We start from the raw sequence: 16,191 nt of genomic DNA on the forward strand, positions 1-16,191 counted from the left end.
TCACAGCCCGGCAATCGGCAGTTCGAGGGTGAAGACGGCGCCGCGGCCGGGTCCTTCGCTGTGGGCCCGGATGCGGCCGTGGTGGGCTTCGACGAGGGCCCGGGCGATCGTCAGTCCGATTCCGCTGCCTCCACTTTCGCGGTCGCGGGCGGTGTCTGCGCGGTAGAAGCGATCGAAGAGATGGTCGAGGTGATCGGGTGCGATGCCTTCGCCGGTGTCGGCGACGGTGATCTGCACACGATCCTCGTCGGCTCGCCTGCTGGTGACGGTGACGACTCCTCCGGCAGGGGTGTGCCGCAGGGCGTTGTCGAGCAGGTTCCCCAGCACCTGACCGATCCGGTCCGGATCGACCGTCACGATCTCGGAGTCTTCGATGCGGGTCTGCAGAGCCACACCTGCGCTTTCGTACCGTTCGCGTACCGCATCGGCCGCGGTGTCGACGAGGGCGCCGGTGGTGGTGGGCACCGGCCGGATGCGGGTGAGGTGTTCTTCGGCGCGGGAGACGGCGGTGATGTCCTGGGCGAGCCGGGACAACCGTTGGGTCGCGGCGTGCAGGACCTGGCGGGTCTCGCCGTCGAAGGTGCGGACGCCGTCGTCGAGGGCTTCGAGGTAGGAGTCGAGAGTGGCGATGGGCGTGCGCATCTCGTGACCGAGGTCGGCGAGCATACGGCGGCGGGTGGTTTCGGTGGCGTCGAGGCGGCGGGCCAGTTCGTTGACGGTGACGACGAGTTCGTCGAATTCGCGGCCGAGTCCGGGGCTGGTCAGACGGGTGTCGTAGTGGCCTCCGGCGATGCGGGCGGCGGAGGTGGTCACCGCGGTGATCGAGCGTTGCACCCGGCGGGTCAGATACCAGCTCACCACCAGCGCCAGGAGCACCGCGAGTGCGACGGCCAGACCCCAGGCCAGGACGATCGACCGGGTGAAGGCCTGCTCGACGTGAGCGGCCTGGCTGGAGTTGTGGTCGATACCGGCCCGTCCGAGGTGATCGTGGAAGATACCGGGCGCAAGAGACGACGCGACGAGCCAGGCACTGACCGCACAGCCGACCACCACCACGGTCAGCGCGAGAAACAGCCGGGTGCCGAAGCTCGACCCGGGGAAGATGCGCCGCAACGATTCTCGTGGAGAAGACTGGTGGTTCATGCGCCTGTACCCATCCGGTAGCCGACCCCGCGGACGGTGCGCACATAGCGGCCCCTCGAGGCGTCGTCACCGAGTTTGCGACGCAGATGACCGATGTGCACGTCGACGAGGTGCTCGTCTCCCGTCCAGGCCGGCCCCCACACCGTCTCGATCAACTGTGCGCGGGTGAGCACCACCCCGGGATCGCGCGCGAGGGCGGCAAGGACGTCGAACTCGGTGCGGGTCAACGCCACCGGCACACCGCCGACGGTGACCTCCCGGCCGTCGACATCGAGCGTCAGGTCACCGAACCGACGGATCCGATCGGCGGCACCCGGGATGGGACCGGGTGTGGGTACGGCGAGGCCGGCCCGGGGGCGGCGCAGCATGGCCCGGATGCGGGCCATCAACTCGCGGGGACTGAACGGTTTGGTCATGTAGTCGTCCGCGCCGACGGACAGCCCGATGAGGGTGTCGACCTCTTCGGTGCGGGCGGTGAGCATCACCACGTACGCATCGGAGAAAGTGCGCAGCCGTCGGCACACTTCGACACCGTCCAAACCCGGCAACCCCAGATCGAGAACCACGACATCGGGATCGACCTGCCGGGCCAGGGTCACCGCGTCGGCGCCGTCGCCGGTGATCACGGTCTCGAAGCCGTCGCGTTCGAGATACGAGCCGATCAGGCTCGCCAACGGCGCCTCGTCCTCGACGACCATCGCCCGCAGCCCTGTCGTGGGGCGTTGCGGCGGCCCCGGGTCACCGGCTGCGGTGGGCGTGCGCGCAAAGGAGTCCATGACGTCCATCTTCACCGGCGCTCACTACGACGAACGCTGTGGTCGGGCTTCTTGAGCAAATCTTCATACGGCCTCCACAGCAATCGCGGGGTAGGAGCGCCAGGCTGGACACACGAACCGGGGAAGGGAGGCGATCATGATGGGCTGGGCAGGTCAGCTGACCTGGACCGTATGGATCGTCATGGCCGTGTGCATGGTCGCGTTCTGGGCGGTGGTGATCTATCTGGTTGCGATGATGTTCCGTTCCGACCGGGTGGACGGATCCGGACGCGGCGGCCAGGAGCCCGATCCGCTGCGACTGCTCGAGACGCGTTTCGCCCGCGGCGAGATCGACGCCGACGAGTTCGCTGCTCGTCGGCAGATGATCGTCGCGGGTTCACCTGTGCTCCATGACCATTCGAGGAAGGGAACACCCTGATGGACAAGAAGACTCTCGCTGCCGGCGTAGCGGCGCTTGCGGTGGTGTTCACCGCGGCCGCGTGCAGCGACTCCGACACGGGCACCACCACCGCCGCCCCGTCGAGCGTCACGGCCACCTCGCCCGCCGAAGAGGCCGTAACGCACAATCAGGCGGATGTGATGTTCGCCCGCATGATGATTCCGCACCATGCCCAGGCGATCGAGATGAGCGACATGATCCTGGCGAAAGAGGGTATTCCCGCCGAGGTGACCGCGCTGGCCGAGCAGATCAAGGCCGCCCAGGGACCGGAGATCGAGCAGCTCGAATCCTGGCTCGACCAGGGGGGCCGGCCACAGATGCCCACCGACGCCCCGGGAGCTTGGCAGAACATGCCCGGAATGACGTCTATGCCCATGCAGTCCATGCCCATGCAGTCCATGCCCATGCAGTCCATGCCCATGCAGTCCATGCCGGGTATGCAGGGGATGATGAGCGCCGAGGACATGCAGGCGCTGTCCGCCGCGCAGGGCACCGAGGCCGCCCGACTGTTCCTCACCCAGATGATCGTCCACCACCAAGGCGCCATCGCCATGGCGCAGACCGAGGTCGAGAACGGACAGTCTCCCGACACAGTTGCCTTGGCCCACAACATCATCGATGCCCAACAGCAGGAAATCGACACCATGCGTCAGTTGCTGACCACTCTGTAACCGATTTCCCTGTCCGATTTCCCCCCAGGCCTGGCACCCCAGGAGGCTTTCGATGTCGCCTCCGGAGCACGGCCACTCCGGCCCGAATCCAGCCCCGACCGGGCACGATGACCGCTCCGGCGAACAGAGTCCGTCACCCCGGCAGCACGATGCTCACGCCGGGACCGCCGAACATCTCGCCCACGTCGCCCACGCCGAGCGCGACACTCGTGCCGACCACGGCGGGCACGATCGGCACGCCGGGCACGGGGCGCACGGGGAGATGTTCCGCCGCCGCTTCTGGGTGTCGCTGGTGCTGTCGATACCGGTGGTGTACTTCAGCGACATGGTCGCCGAACTGCTCGGCTACACCACGCCGGATTTCCCCGGCGCCATGTGGATTCCCCCACTGCTGGGCACGGTGATCTTCTTCGCCGGGCACAGCACCCGGGTCGACGAGCCCGAACTGGTCCGTACCTTGGCAGCACTCTGAACTGCGGTGAGACGCGGTCGAAAAGAAGATCGCATTCCCGCAGATGAACGAATCCCGCGGGACGATGGGGGCGATGGAGGGAGAGGTTGGAGAGCCTCCCGTTCGATCGGTCACGCAGTAGAAGCGCGGCCATGAACGTGATGGCGACGATGGACCAGGGCGTACGTGATACTGCACCAATTGATGATGTGGCTACATCGGATGGACGGGATGCCGATGATGCATCTGCCTATTTGGTCCCGGCCGGTGCCCGTGCCAACGAACCGAAGTGTTCACCGTCGTCTTCCGCCGCCCGCCCCCGACCCTGCCTCGAGCACGGGCGGCGGCATCTACGGGATGGGGGTCTACCGCGGCGTCACGGCACGGAATCGAACGCGGGCGTCGAGACCACCATCCGGGCTGCGGGACAGCAATTCGGCGGTGGCTCCGCTGGCGCGGGCGAGTTGGGCGACGATGGCCAGCCCAAGTCCGCTGCCTTCGGTGTCGGTGCGGGCGCGCCAGAAGCGGTCGAAAGCCCGGATGCGGTCCTCGGCGGACAAGCCGGGCCCGTGATCGAGCACGTGCAGGTCCACACTGCCGGAGGCAGCGTTGTCGATGGTGACCTCGACAGTGGTGCCGGGCGAGGACACGGCGAGGGCATTGTCGAGCAGATTGTCGATGATCTGCTCGGCAGCGCCGGGCACGGCGAGCACGAGCGCTGCCGCAGGTGCCGTCACTGTGATTCGCGTCCCGGATTCGTCGGCGAGGGGTTCCCACTGCTCGACGCGGGCGCGGGCCACCGCGGCCAGATCGGTTTGCTGCGGTGCGGTGCCGGAATCGTCGGCACGGCTGAGCACCAGCAGTGCATCGACGAGGTGCTGCAGCCGCAGCACCTCGTCTTGGGCCGAGGCGAGCGTTTGACGGGCCGCCTCAGGATCGGCGTCGATGAGGTCGGCGGCACCATCGAGGCGCAACCGGAGCGCGGTCAACGGGGTACGCAACTGGTGCGACGCATCGCCTGCGAAGGCACGCTGTTGCCGCAACAGGTATTCGACGCGGTCGGCCATCTGGTTGAACGACCGTGCCAGGCTGCGGATCTCCGGTACGCCGACACGCTCGGATGTGCGGGCGTCGAGGTGTCCTTCGGCCAGACGTTCGGTGGTGCGACGCAGCTGCTGCAAGCGGCGGGTCACCGTGCCGGCGATGAGGAACGCCACGATGCCGGCCAAGACCACGGTGACCGCGGCGACGAGCCAGAGCGCGCGTAGTTGGCCGCGAACCTGGTCGGTTACCACGTGGGCCGGATACGTCAGCCGTACGGCACCGACGACCTGTTCGCCGCTGAGCACGGGCACGGTCACGTAGAGCAGATCGGTGCCGAGACTGTCCGAACTGCGTTGGCCGGTGGTGATCTGTCCCGACAGGGCCGTACCGATCTCCGGACGAGAGCGGTAGGAGGAACCGGCGGTGGCCTGGTCGTCGTCGGAGGTGGCCACGGCGGTGCCGGAGGTGTCGACGATCACCACTCGGGCGCCGCTGCTGCGGTGGTAGCGCTGTGCGTCGGTGACCAGGGCCGGATCGGGGACGCCGGCCTCGAGCACCTCTTCGCTGCGGCCGGCGAGTACGAACGCATCCCGTTCGAGGGCGGTGGTGATGCGTTCGCGTTCGGTCCGCATCAGATAACTCCCGAGGGGAAGGTCCTGCACGATCACCACGGCCAGGGTGATCGCCATGAACGCGGCCATCAGTTGCCATCTCACGCGGGCACCGCGATCCGGAAGCCGACCCCGCGTACGGCCTCGATCCAGCCGGGATCACCGAGCTTCTTCCGGATGGCGGCCACATGGGCGTCGAGGGTCTTGCCGGTGCCGTACCAGTTGGCGCCCCACACCTGATGCAGGATCTCCGAGCGCCGGTACACCGCCCCAGGATCTTCGGTGAGGTGGCAGAGTACATCGAACTCCTTCGCGGTCAGCTGTATCTCCCGCTCTCCGAGGTGCACCCGCTGGGTCCGCCGATCGATGGTCAGCGTCCCGACCACCTGGATCCCGGCCCGTGCATGCGGAGTGTCCCTCGAGTCGGCCACACGTCGGCCGACGGCGCGGATACGGGCGACGAGCTCACGCATGCCGAACGGTTTGACCACATAGTCGTCGGCTCCCATCTCCAGGGCCAGGACCCGGTCGATCTCGTCAGCGCGAGCACTGAGCACGATGATCGGGATCTTCGATCCGGCACGAATGGTGCGGCACACATCGGTGCCGTCCATGTCCGGTAGCCCCAGATCCAGCAACACGAAATCCGGGCCGGTCTCGGATACCGCAGCCACGGCGGCCGCGCCGGTGGCCACTCGCACGGCCTCGAATCCGGCACGGATCAATCCGTCGCACACCCCGTCGGCAACGGAGTCGTCGTCTTCGACCACAAGAACCAGCACATGCGCATTATCGGCTCGTCACCCACGTGACCGTCACCGGGCAGCGGCCCCTGGATCGATCTTGGACGAATCTTGTATCTTCCCGGGGCCCTCCTTAACCGGAGCCCCCCTACCGTGGGGACCCATGAGATCGAAAACGGCGGTGATCGTGGCCGCGGTGACCATCCTGGTGATCGGAGCGGCCGCTCTGGCCGTGAACACCAGGATCCTCAACGCCTCGTCCACCAGCGACATCGGCCGCGCCGACCAAGTCCTGGTCCCCGGCACTGCGCCCGCGGGCAACGGAACATCGACGCAGCACACATCAACGCCCCCTGCCACCGCGCCGGACGAGGACAACGAGGAACCGTACGACGACGAGGAACCATACGAGGAACCGGATCGGGAACACCCCTTCCCGCACAGGAGCAAACATGAGCCCGACGACTGACCGGCACACACTGCGACGGTCACGGGCACTGCGCTCGAAGATCACCACCGCCATCCTGTCCGGCGGCGCTGTACTCGCCCTCGTCGCCGGCATGGCCACCCACGCCACCGACAACTCATCGGCGCGAACGGCCACCCCGGCCGACCCCGACTCCGCTGCACCCGGTACCTCCGCCGATCGCTGGGCCCCGGCGGCGGTACCCGCACCGAGCGCACCCCGAGGCACAGTCACTGTCCCGCATGCGACCTCCCGCGGATCCGGAGGTTGAAGTGCCCCCCGATTCCAAGACCTTCGAACACCGCGACCGCGGCTCGTCCACGGCGGGGATCGTGCGGCACGACCGCCGCCCCGCTATGGGTGGTACCACAGCGATCACCGTCGTCGGCGGCCCATCCGACCTGGCCGACCTGTGTTTTGCGCGACTTGCGGAAATCGAACAGGCGTGGAGCCGTTTCCTCGACACCAGCGATGTCTGGCGGCTGAACTGGGCACAAGGACGCCCGGTACGGGTGCGGCCCGACACCGTGCGTCTGGTGACCGAATTGATCCGGGCGTGGGCGGTGACCGGCGGTGCCTTCGACCCCACCACCCTGCCTCAGCTGATTGCTGCCGGTTACGCCGCCAGCTGCACCGATCCGACCCGACGCACCACCCTGCCCGACACCGCCACCTGGCCGGGCGCGGTCTCCGAGATCGACATCGCCGGCCTCGAGGTCCGGCTTCCCCGGGGCACCACCCTCGATCCAGGAGGACTCGGCAAAGGACTGGCCGCCGACATGCTCACCGAGTTCGCCCTCGACCACGGCGCCGAGGGGGTACTCGCCGAAATAGGGGGAGATCTCGTCGTCGCCGGCACGCCGCCCGACGGGGATGCCTGGACCGTCGGCATCGACGATCCCTTCACTCCAGGCACGTTGGTGACCGTGGTGCGGTTGACCGCCGGAGCCGTGGCCACCTCGAGCCGCCTGGTGCGCGTATGGACCGGCAGCAAGGGTCGCGCCCACCACCTGATCGATCCGGCCACCGGCATCAGCGCCCGCACCTCGACCGTGACAGCCACGGTCGTGGCCGGAAACGGAGCCCGGGCCGAAGCCCTGACCAAGCTCGCCTTCACTGGGGAACCCGACCGATTGGTTCGCCGAGCCCCGCACCTCAGCGCCGCCGCCCTGGTGCTCACCGCCGACCGACAGCAGCACCGATCCGTCAACTGGAATGAGTTCGAATGAACGACGCGTCTCTGTGGTGGTATGTCACCCGTGCCAGCGCCCTGGTCGCGTGGGTGACGATGACCATCTCGGCGTTGTGGGGTGTGTTGCTGTCGACACGCATCCTGCGGGCAGTCGACAATCCGGTGTGGCTGCACGAGATGCACCGCTGGCTCGGCGGCACAGCCCTGACCATGACGGCACTGCACCTGCTCTCGCTCATGCTCGACACCTGGACCCGGTTCTCGGTCACCGACCTACTCGTCCCGCTGGCCGCCGACTACCGGCCCGGGCCCGTTGCTCTGGGCATCGTGGCGTTCTACCTGCTGCTGGCCGTCTACGGATCCTCGCTGCTGCACACCCGACTGCCTCGACGATGGTGGAAAGCGCTGCACTACGGCAGCTACGGGGCCGTGGTGCTCGTGTCCTTCCACGCCGGATGGTCCGGCACCGACGTCGGCACCTGGGGATATCGGCTCGTCGCCTTCATCCTGCTGGTTTCGGCGACGGTGGCGGCGTTGGTGCGCACCCTGTCCGGCCCCGGGCGGCCAGTCACCGACGCGTCGACGCCGCAACCACGGGCGATGCCCCGGCCGATGACCATCACCGCGGTACGCCCCCTGGCCGCCGACATCGTCGGGCTCGATCTGGCACCGGCGGACGGAACCATACTGCCGGTGTGGCAACCCGGCGCCCACCTGACGGTGCATCTGCCGAACGGACTGCAACGCCGATACTCGTTGTGCGGTGACCCGGCCGAGCGCAACTGCTATCGCATCGCGGTGCGCCGGATGCCGCACTCACGTGGCGGCAGCGCCTGGGTGCACGATCACGCCGTTCCCGGCACCGTCGTGGGCGTGTCCGGCCCGGACAACCACTTCGGTCTCGAACCAGCGGGCGACTACCTCTTTCTCGCTGGAGGAATCGGCATCACCCCGATCAAGACGATGATCGAATCCCTACCGGCACACCGGTCGTGGCGGCTGATCTACGTCGGACGCAGCCGCACGACCATGGCCTTCTGCGACGAACTCGAGCGACGATGGCCCGAACAGGTCAGCATCCTCGCCCGCAACGAAACCGGCACGCGTCCGGATCTGACCCGCATTCTCGCCGGAACCACGGCCACGGTGTACTGCTGCGGCCCCGCATCGATGACCAACGAGGTGACGACCCTCGTCCCCGCCACGCGCCTACACGTCGAACGCTTCACCGCTGCATCGACTACGCCGACCGCTTCACGTCGCCCCTTCGAAGTCGTGTGCGCCCGCAGTGGCCGTCACGTTCAGGTGACGGAACACCAGACACTTCTCGACGCCCTCGAAGACGCTCAAATCCCGGTCGTCGCGTCTTGCCGCGAGGGCGTGTGCGGTGCATGTGCCGTACACATCATCAACGGACACGTCGAACACCTCGATGCGCTCCCGCTCACTCCCGAACGAAACGCGCAGAACATCATGTATCCCTGCGTATCCCGCTCCCGCAGCCCCCTGCTGACCCTGGACCTGTAACGTGGTGCGGCGCAGCAGCCAGGTCCGGGCACCCACACCAGCGGCGCATCAGCCGCTGCGCATTGCATCCGATGCATCGACCGGCCAGCAGTCCCAGGCGCGGTCCACTCTTCAAGCGGCAGCGGCCGAAATCCACTTGGCCAGAGCGTGTTTCGTCGGCGTATCGGATTTCGGTCAAGTCTGCAGCGTCGCATACACGGATGCTGCGCCTGGCTGCATCGCAGCACCTGAATCCCCTGCTGCGGCAGGTCGCCCAGCGCGCGGTCCGCGTCGCACGCCCGCCCTCTCACTACACGCAATACGGGTATGCCGGCGTCGGCAACGCGGTAGGGTTTGCCCAAGCGTAGGGTCGGCCCAACCGGAGGCGACATGGGCATGCTCGGTTCGCTGCGCACCGCGACGGTGGGGTTGGTCGTCGTACTTCCCGGCATGCTCCTGGCCGGCTGCACGTCCACCGACGCCGCGGATCCGGTCTCGGAATCGACCGACTCCGTCCCGGCCTACTGCCAGCAGATGGAACCCGACCTGGCCGGCCTCGCCGACAGCATGAACGTACCGGGTGCGGTCGTCATGGTGCTCTCGCCGGAGCTGGGCGACTGCCTGCTCACGTTCGGTTCGCGCACGGTCGCGGAGCAGGAGCCGATCGGCTTCGACGACCAGCTCCGCATCGGCAGCAACACCAAGCCCATGACCGGCACGATCGTCCTGCAACTCGTCCAGGAGGGCAAGCTCAGTCTCGACGACCCGGTCTCGAAGTATCGCGACGACGTGCCCAACGGCGACGACATCACCATCGAGATGCTGCTGAACATGCGCAGCGGCCTGGCGGACTACAGCGGCCTGCCCGAGATCGCCCGGTCGATGGACGAAACGCCCGACCGCGTCTGGACGCCGGATGAGCTCCTCGCACTCTCTTTCGCTCAGCCGGTCGCCTTCGCACCCGGCGAGGGGTACCTCTACTCGAACGCCAACACGGTCCTGCTCGGGCTGATCATCGAGCAGCTCACCGGCGAACCGGTCGAGCAAGCAATCGACGAACGTATCTTCGAGCCGCTCGGCTTGGAACGCACGCTGATGCCCGCCCGGACATCCAATGTGATCCCCGAGCAGCACGCGCGGGGCTACCTTTTCGGCACGGTCACCGACTTCGTCGCCACCGGCGGGGTGTTGCCGGCGGAGCAGGCTGCCGAGGCGGCCACGGGAACGTTGCAACCCAACGACGTGACCGACATCAATCCCTCCTGGGGATGGGTCGCCGGCGCGGGGATCTCCACCAGCAACGACCTCGCCCGCTTCGTGAAGGCACTCGTCGGCGGCGAGCTGCTGGACGACCGGATGCAGGAGGAGCGTCTCGCCAGCGTCATCTCGATCGACCCTGCCAACCCCGACAGCGCCGCCTACGGCCTGGGGATCGCGAAGTACGGCAGCCTGTACGGACACAGCGGGGAGCTTCCCGGCTACAACTCGTTCATGGGACACGATCCGGAACGCGATCTCACCGTGATCGCCTGGGCGAACATGATGACCGGACCCGACGGACAGCCGACCGCGGCCGTCCTCTCGCAGGCGGTGATCGACGAGCTCTACTGATCGGATCTCGGCCGCAGGCAGCTCTTCGGTACTGGGGCGAACAGCGCTGCGGCACATCGCGTCCGGTGCCTGACCACCCGCACACCCAGCAGCGCCCTGTCGTCGAGTGGATGACGCAGCTCGCCGGTCGCAGACTCGGGCGACACCCCAGTCGAGATCACTACACTGAGAAGTGCATGACCGATCATCTGCCTCTGGCACCGTGTCCGGTAACAGACTGGAGCGATGAGCGTCGCCGAGCTGCTTTGCACAGCACTCGGTTCGGTCACCGTTGGAGGCGGTTCGCGCGTGTGCGCCGAGCTTTGGTGTGGCTGACCCTCGTTCTCGTGGCGCTGCTGACGCTGTACGGGCAGTACTGGATCCATGACGTTGCACCGGAACGGGCCCGTTTGGCCCACACCCAGCCGTACCTGCATCCGATCTTCGATGCTGCGGAGCCCGCCGACCGGACCACCGCAGTCGTGGATCTGGTCGGGTTGGGCAATCTCGACGCCACCGACACCGCCCGCGCGCTTCCGGCATTGGCCGAGCTGGGTCAGGTGTGGGGGGTGCAGTACGACAACGCAGGCCTCGACACCGCCGTGATCGCCCGGATGATCCTCGATCGTGCCGAACACACCGAGGTGGAGCGGATCGTGCTGGTCGGACACAGCATGGGCGGCATCATCGCTCTCGAGGTGGCCGAGCATGTCGTCACCGATCCGGAGGTGAACCTGCTGGCCGTGATCTTGGACTGCACGCCGATCGATCTGCACGCGGTGCGGGCCGATGCACGAGACACCGGGGAAGATCTGCTGCGCTGGATGGGCTGGCTGCCCGGAGCACGGGAAAGCCGCACGTTGCGCCTGGCGGTCGAAACCGCGGCCCGCAAAGACCACTATCTCGTCACGCGCCCGAACCGCTTGCCCACCGTTGATCCCGGCGCGCTGGTCGAAGCGGTCACCGAAGTGCTCCAGGACAAGATCTTCTCCACCGATGCCGCCAGCAACGGGTTGATCGAGGCGCAATTCGAGGCGATCGTGGCTTCCGGCGCGCTCGACAACCTCGGGGTGCTTGCGTCCCATCGGAAGGACCGGCGACCTCCGGCGGTGGTGTTCCTTCGACCCCGGCACGGCACCGATGACGAGGTCGTCGATGTGGACTACACCCAGAAGGTTCTGTTCGACCGCATCGGCGGACCCCAGGGCTTCTTGCGGGTGGTGCGACTCGCGGGCACCGGGCACGCCGATCCGATCCAGCGGCCGCAGGCCTACAACTCAGCGCTCGAGTCGAGGGTCGTCCCGTTCCTCGAGCGCCTCGCCCGAGAGGCCGAGCGCCCGATGGTCGCAGGTGGGCGGTAACGCTCTCTTCGCAATACCGGACCCAGGACCTGAACGAGCGCTAGCTCCCGCCGTGTGCGATCGTGGGGCCTATGACTGCCAACGATGCGACGATCCTGTCGACGCTGCTCGACACCCGGTACAGCTGCCGCGCGTTCCTGTCCAAGCAGGTGCCACGCGAGGACATCGAACGCATGCTGCGGATGGCGCAGCGCACCCCGTCGTGGTGCAACTCGCAGCCGTGGCAGGTTCACGTGACCAGCGGTGATGCCACCGACCGGCTCCGCGCCGCGACGTACGAGCAGGCCGTCTCCGGGGTTCTCGACCCGGACATCGCGGGCCCCGCCGAATACCGCGGCGAGTATGCCGAGCGCCGGCGCAACGCGGGGTACGCCCTGTACAACGCACTCGGCATCGCCCGCGACGACTACCCCGAGCGTACCCGGCAGATGCTCGAGAACTACCGGTTATTCGGCGCCCCGCACGTCGCGATCATCACCAGCGACAAGCAGCTCGGAACGTACGGCGCCGTCGACTGCGGCGGCTACGTCGCCACTCTGCTGCTCGCCGCGCAGTCCCTCGGGATCGCCGCCGTACCTCAGGCGGCGGTCGCGATGACGGCAACAGCCCTCCGGAAGGAGCTGAACATCTCCGACGAGCGCGACATCGTGTGCGCGGTCTCGTTCGGCTACGCCGACGAGTCGCATCCGGCGAACACGTGCCGGACCGACCGCGCCGAACTCGACGACGTCGTGCGGTGGGTGGAGGACTGACCACCCCCAGGGGTGCTGTTTCGTGAGGCCACGGAGGCGCACGCTCGAGGTGTCGAATTCCCGCACCGAGAGGAACCACCGTGACCGATACCGAAACCGAAGCCCTGCTCCGCAATTGGGTTCCGCGGGCCGTCGCGGGTGAACCGCACGCCGTGGGTGTGGTGGTGCGCTCGGTCCATCCCCACGTGATGCGGTTCTGCGACGCACGGATGGACGCGCACACCCGCGCCCACACCCCGGTCGAGGATCTCGTCCAGGAGGTGTGCCTCGCGCTGACCCGCGCGCTCCCCCGTTACCGCGACCAGGGAACCTCGGTGCTGCGCTTCGCTTTCGGTATCGCCACCCGGAAGATCGCCGACGCCCGCCGCGGGGCGGCCCGTTCCGTGCCACACGTGCACGAGGTGACGGTCCCCGGCCCCGAGGAAGCCGTACTCGACGAGGAGTTGATCACCGCCGCGCAGCAGCTCATGACGACGCTCCCCGAACAGCAGCTGCTCGTGCTGAAATTGCGGGTCATGCAGGGCTACAGCACCGAACGCACCGCTGCGATGCTCGGCACCACACCGGGCGCGGTCCGCATCGCCCAGCACCGGGCGCTGAATCGTATTCGGGCGCAGCTCAATCGGATTGAGCGCGCAGATACCGTCCGAAGTGCGGGACGGTGAACCCGATGAAGCCCCGCTCGGCGGAGTAGATCAGCCCCTTTTTGATGAGCCCGTCCCTCGCCGGGGACAGCGACGCCGGTTTCCGCCCGAGCTCCGCTGCGATCTTCGACGTGGCGACGGGCCCGTCGTCGCCGGACAGGTCGGCCATCGCACGCATGTATTCCCGTTCGGCGGGCGTCGCGCGTTCGTACCGGGATCCGAAGAACCCGACGGCGAGTTCCTCCTCGGCCGCCGGCGCGGCGACCCGCACGTCGTCCGCGGTGATCGGACTCGCCGCTGCCACGTCCCACGTCGCCTTGCCGTAGGCCTGCACGAAGTACGGGTATCCGTCGGCTGTTTCGTAGAGGGCATCGAGCGCGTCCTGCGTGAATTCCACGTCCTCGCGCGCGGCGGGGGCGATGAGCGCGAGGTCGGCGGCGGAACGGTCCAAGCGGTCGATGCGGTGATAGGTGAACAGCCGCTCCGAGTAGCTCTTCGACGCGGACAGCACTGCCGGTAGGTGCGGCAGGCCCGCGCCGACGACGATGAGCGGTGCCGCATCCTGGCTCAGTTCGTGGCAGGCCCCGCAGATCGCCGACACGTCGGCCGCGCCGAGGTCCTGCATCTCGTCGATGAACAGCGCGATGCCCACGCCGACGTCGCGGGCCAATCCGGACGCGTCGACGAGCAGTTCCACCAGGTCGATCTCGATGTCCCCGGAATCCGCGCGACCCTTGACGGCGGGCGCGTCGATCCCCGGCTGCCAGCGTTCCCGCATGCCCTTGTCCGCGGTGGCGCGCAGCGCGAACGATTTGAGGACGCCGAGGAAGTAGTCGACCGACTCGCGGTCCGGATGGGCCGCCGCGATCTCCCGCACCGCCATGTGCAGCGCCGACGATAGCGGTCGCCGCAGGTCCTGGTCGGGGCGCGCTTCGATCTTGCCGGTTCCCCAGCTGCGGGCGATCGCGGCCGAGCGCAGCTGGTTGAGCAGCACGGTCTTACCGACGCCGCGCAGCCCGGTGAGCACGACGCTCCGTTCCGGACGGCCCCGCGCGATGCGTTCGAGCACCACTTCGAACGCCGAGAGCTGCCTGTCGCGGCCGGCGAGTTCGGGCGGGCGCTGTCCCGCGCCCGGGGCATACGGGTTGCGGACCGGGTCCATCGGTCGATGGTAACGACAGGCCTGCGCGATTCCGCGTTCATCCGAACGGTGATTCGCGGCGGTTCCGGATCGGACGTCGGCCGCGCGTCGGCCGGGTCCGCGGGAAGCCACGAAGTGCCGTCGTCTCCGGCCCGGCCGGGGAACAATAGGGTCCTCCGAAACACACCGGACCGGCACTCCGGTCGGCGCGCCGGTGACAGGGTGTAAGGGGGTAGCCGCGATGACCTGGGCATTGCCCGCGATCGCCGTAGTCCTGCTCGGTTTCGCGGCGATCTCCCGGCGAGTGGAGGGCACGCCGATCACCGCTCCGATCGTCTTCACCGTCAGCGGACTCCTGCTCGGCGTCGAGGCGGCCGGTGCGGTCGACGTGCACGTCACCGCCGAGATCGTCAAATTACTGGCCGAGGTGACCTTGGCGCTGGTGCTGTTCTCCGACGCCGCACGCGTCGACCTCCCCGAACTCCGCACCGAGATCTCCTTGCCCGCACGACTTCTCGGGATCGGACTGCCGCTGACCATCGCCGCGGGATTCGGTGCCGCCGCGATCGTGCTCCCCGGCCTCTCGTGGCCCGAGGCGATGCTCCTCGCGGTGATCCTCGCCCCCACCGACGCCGCGCTCGGCCAGGCCGTGGTCACCCTGCCCGTGCTGCCGACACGGATACGGCAGGGATTGAACGTGGAGAGCGGGCTCAACGACGGTATCTGCGTGCCGTTGTTCCTGGTCGTGCTCGCGATCGCGCAGGCCGAAGCAGGCACGATCGGCGGTGGTGCGGCCGCCCGTCTGGTTGCCGAACAGATCGGGTACGGGATCGTCGCCGGGGCCGCAGCGGGTGCACTCGCCGCCGCGATCCTGGTGACCGCCGGCCGACGACACACCCTCGATCCGCTGTGGGCACACACCGTGCCGGTGACCGCGGCCCTGCTCGCCTACACCGCCGCCGTGCCGCTGGGCGGGTCCGGGTTCATCGCCGCGTTCGTCGGCGGACTGACCTTCGGTGCACTCCGGCGCCGCTCCGACGTCGACGACGGCAACGCCGGGCGCATGATCGACGAGGCCGGTGACCTGTTCAGCGCGGTCACCTTCATCGTCTTCGGCGCCGTGCTGCTGGGCCCGGCCCTCGGTCATCTCTCGTGGGCAGTGCTCGGATACGCGGTCGCGAGCCTGACGGTGGTGCGGATGATCCCCGTCGCACTGTCCCTGATCGGCACGCACCCGCGGGCGCCGACCGTTGCGTTCCTCGGCTGGTTCGGGCCTCGCGGCCTGGCCACCATCGTCTTCGTCATCCTCATCGTCGAGGAACCGGGTGAGTTGCCCCACGAGGAACTACTTCTGACCACCGCGGTGATCACGATCGCGCTCTCGGTCCTGGCGCACGGGCTCACCGCCTCTCCGCTCGCCGTCCGCTACGCCACGTGGTTCCAGGACCACCCACGCCCGGAGAATCGGGTTTCGCGGTGAAGCCCGATCACCGCTCGATTCGGGTGCGCAGCAGCTTCGCCTCCACACCCCGCAGCCCGGTCGCCTATCCCGTCCTGCCCGGCGTCCCCGGCCTGACCCCGACCGACGCCGGAGAACCCGACTGACAATGCACGCATACGCATACTCGACTTTGACATTCGTTTCCATTAACGCGTAGATC

Annotated in this window: 17 protein-coding genes and 1 pseudogene; 13 read left to right on the top strand and 5 right to left on the bottom strand. The window is 67.9% G+C overall.

Going from position 1 to position 16,191, the window contains the following annotated elements:
- Positions 1-1,143, bottom strand: a complete 1,143-nt coding sequence (locus M1M07_RS15090) for a cell wall metabolism sensor histidine kinase WalK (protein WP_248674776.1) — start codon at positions 1,141-1,143, stop codon at positions 1-3.
- Positions 1,140-1,919: a response regulator transcription factor gene (locus M1M07_RS15095; protein WP_197251164.1), complete on the bottom strand. Its 780-nt coding sequence runs from the start codon at positions 1,917-1,919 to the stop codon at positions 1,140-1,142. Before M1M07_RS15095 ends, M1M07_RS15090 begins: the two co-directional genes overlap by 4 nt.
- Before the next feature lie 136 nt (positions 1,920-2,055).
- Here M1M07_RS15095 and M1M07_RS15100 point away from each other — a divergent pair, with 136 nt between their 5' ends.
- The 3 genes and pseudogenes from M1M07_RS15100 to M1M07_RS15110 form a co-directional block, all read left to right on the top strand.
- Entirely contained in the window at positions 2,056-2,337 is a 282-nt protein-coding gene (locus M1M07_RS15100) for an SHOCT domain-containing protein (protein WP_248674777.1), read from the top strand.
- Positions 2,337-3,029: a DUF305 domain-containing protein gene (locus M1M07_RS15105; protein WP_248674778.1), complete on the top strand. Its 693-nt coding sequence runs from the start codon at positions 2,337-2,339 to the stop codon at positions 3,027-3,029. Before M1M07_RS15100 ends, M1M07_RS15105 begins: the two co-directional genes overlap by 1 nt.
- Positions 3,030-3,081: 52 nt before the next feature.
- A pseudogene (locus tag M1M07_RS15110) lies at positions 3,082-3,447 on the top strand (heavy metal translocating P-type ATPase); the annotation flags it as partial.
- Positions 3,448-3,845: 398 nt separating this feature from the next.
- On the opposite strand, the gene M1M07_RS15115 reads toward M1M07_RS15110, so the two are convergent.
- Entirely contained in the window at positions 3,846-5,240 is a 1,395-nt protein-coding gene (locus M1M07_RS15115; protein WP_248674779.1) for an ATP-binding protein, read from the bottom strand.
- Entirely contained in the window at positions 5,237-5,917 is a 681-nt protein-coding gene (locus tag M1M07_RS15120) for a response regulator transcription factor (RefSeq protein WP_197251125.1), read from the bottom strand. The genes M1M07_RS15115 and M1M07_RS15120 overlap by 4 nt, the downstream gene beginning before the upstream one ends.
- A 124-nt stretch (positions 5,918-6,041) precedes the next feature.
- Here M1M07_RS15120 and M1M07_RS15125 point away from each other — a divergent pair, with 124 nt between their 5' ends.
- The 8 genes from M1M07_RS15125 (at position 6,042) to M1M07_RS15160 (ending at position 13,410) form a co-directional block, all read left to right on the top strand.
- Positions 6,042-6,347 carry a hypothetical protein gene (locus M1M07_RS15125; protein ID WP_197251124.1) on the top strand — a complete coding sequence of 102 codons (306 nt, stop codon included), beginning with the start codon at positions 6,042-6,044 and terminating at the stop codon, positions 6,345-6,347.
- Complete coding sequence (locus M1M07_RS15130) at positions 6,331-6,615, top strand: hypothetical protein (RefSeq protein WP_197251123.1); 285 nt, start codon at positions 6,331-6,333, stop codon at positions 6,613-6,615. Before M1M07_RS15125 ends, M1M07_RS15130 begins: the two co-directional genes overlap by 17 nt.
- 1 nt (position 6,616) lies before the next feature.
- Positions 6,617-7,573 (top strand): FAD:protein FMN transferase, encoded by a 957-nt coding sequence (locus M1M07_RS15135; protein ID WP_248674780.1) that lies wholly within the window; start codon positions 6,617-6,619, stop codon positions 7,571-7,573.
- Positions 7,570-9,063 carry a 2Fe-2S iron-sulfur cluster-binding protein gene (locus M1M07_RS15140; protein ID WP_248674781.1) on the top strand — a complete coding sequence of 498 codons (1,494 nt, stop codon included), beginning with the start codon at positions 7,570-7,572 and terminating at the stop codon, positions 9,061-9,063. Before M1M07_RS15135 ends, M1M07_RS15140 begins: the two co-directional genes overlap by 4 nt.
- A gap of 369 nt (positions 9,064-9,432) precedes the next feature.
- Entirely contained in the window at positions 9,433-10,653 is a 1,221-nt protein-coding gene (locus M1M07_RS15145) for a serine hydrolase (protein ID WP_248674782.1), read from the top strand.
- Between the two features lie 176 nt (positions 10,654-10,829).
- Complete coding sequence (locus tag M1M07_RS15150) at positions 10,830-11,993, top strand: alpha/beta fold hydrolase (RefSeq protein WP_248674783.1); 1,164 nt, start codon at positions 10,830-10,832, stop codon at positions 11,991-11,993.
- A 71-nt stretch (positions 11,994-12,064) separates the two neighbouring features.
- Positions 12,065-12,745, top strand: coding sequence for a nitroreductase (locus tag M1M07_RS15155; RefSeq protein ID WP_248674784.1), 681 nt, complete (start codon positions 12,065-12,067; stop codon positions 12,743-12,745).
- 80 nt (positions 12,746-12,825) lie between these two features.
- Complete coding sequence (locus tag M1M07_RS15160) at positions 12,826-13,410, top strand: sigma-70 family RNA polymerase sigma factor (protein ID WP_197251118.1); 585 nt, start codon at positions 12,826-12,828, stop codon at positions 13,408-13,410.
- Here the strand turns inward: M1M07_RS15160 and M1M07_RS15165 are convergent.
- The gene (locus M1M07_RS15165; RefSeq protein WP_197251117.1) at positions 13,364-14,551 is read right to left on the bottom strand and encodes an AAA family ATPase; all 1,188 of its coding nucleotides are present in this window, start codon (positions 14,549-14,551) and stop codon (positions 13,364-13,366) included. The two genes, M1M07_RS15160 and M1M07_RS15165, sit on opposite strands and share 47 nt — an antisense overlap.
- Positions 14,552-14,771: 220 nt before the next feature.
- Between M1M07_RS15165 and M1M07_RS15170 the strand changes: the two genes are divergently transcribed.
- Entirely contained in the window at positions 14,772-16,010 is a 1,239-nt protein-coding gene (locus M1M07_RS15170; protein ID WP_248674785.1) for a sodium:proton antiporter, read from the top strand.
- The gene (locus M1M07_RS32765) at positions 16,007-16,135 is read left to right on the top strand and encodes a hypothetical protein (protein WP_269437552.1); all 129 of its coding nucleotides are present in this window, start codon (positions 16,007-16,009) and stop codon (positions 16,133-16,135) included. The genes M1M07_RS15170 and M1M07_RS32765 overlap by 4 nt, the downstream gene beginning before the upstream one ends.
- Positions 16,136-16,191 lie beyond the last annotated feature (56 nt).

It is taken from the genome of Rhodococcus sp. HM1, assembly GCF_023218075.1.
In the GTDB taxonomy this organism is placed as follows: Bacteria; Actinomycetota; Actinomycetes; order Mycobacteriales; family Mycobacteriaceae; genus Rhodococcus.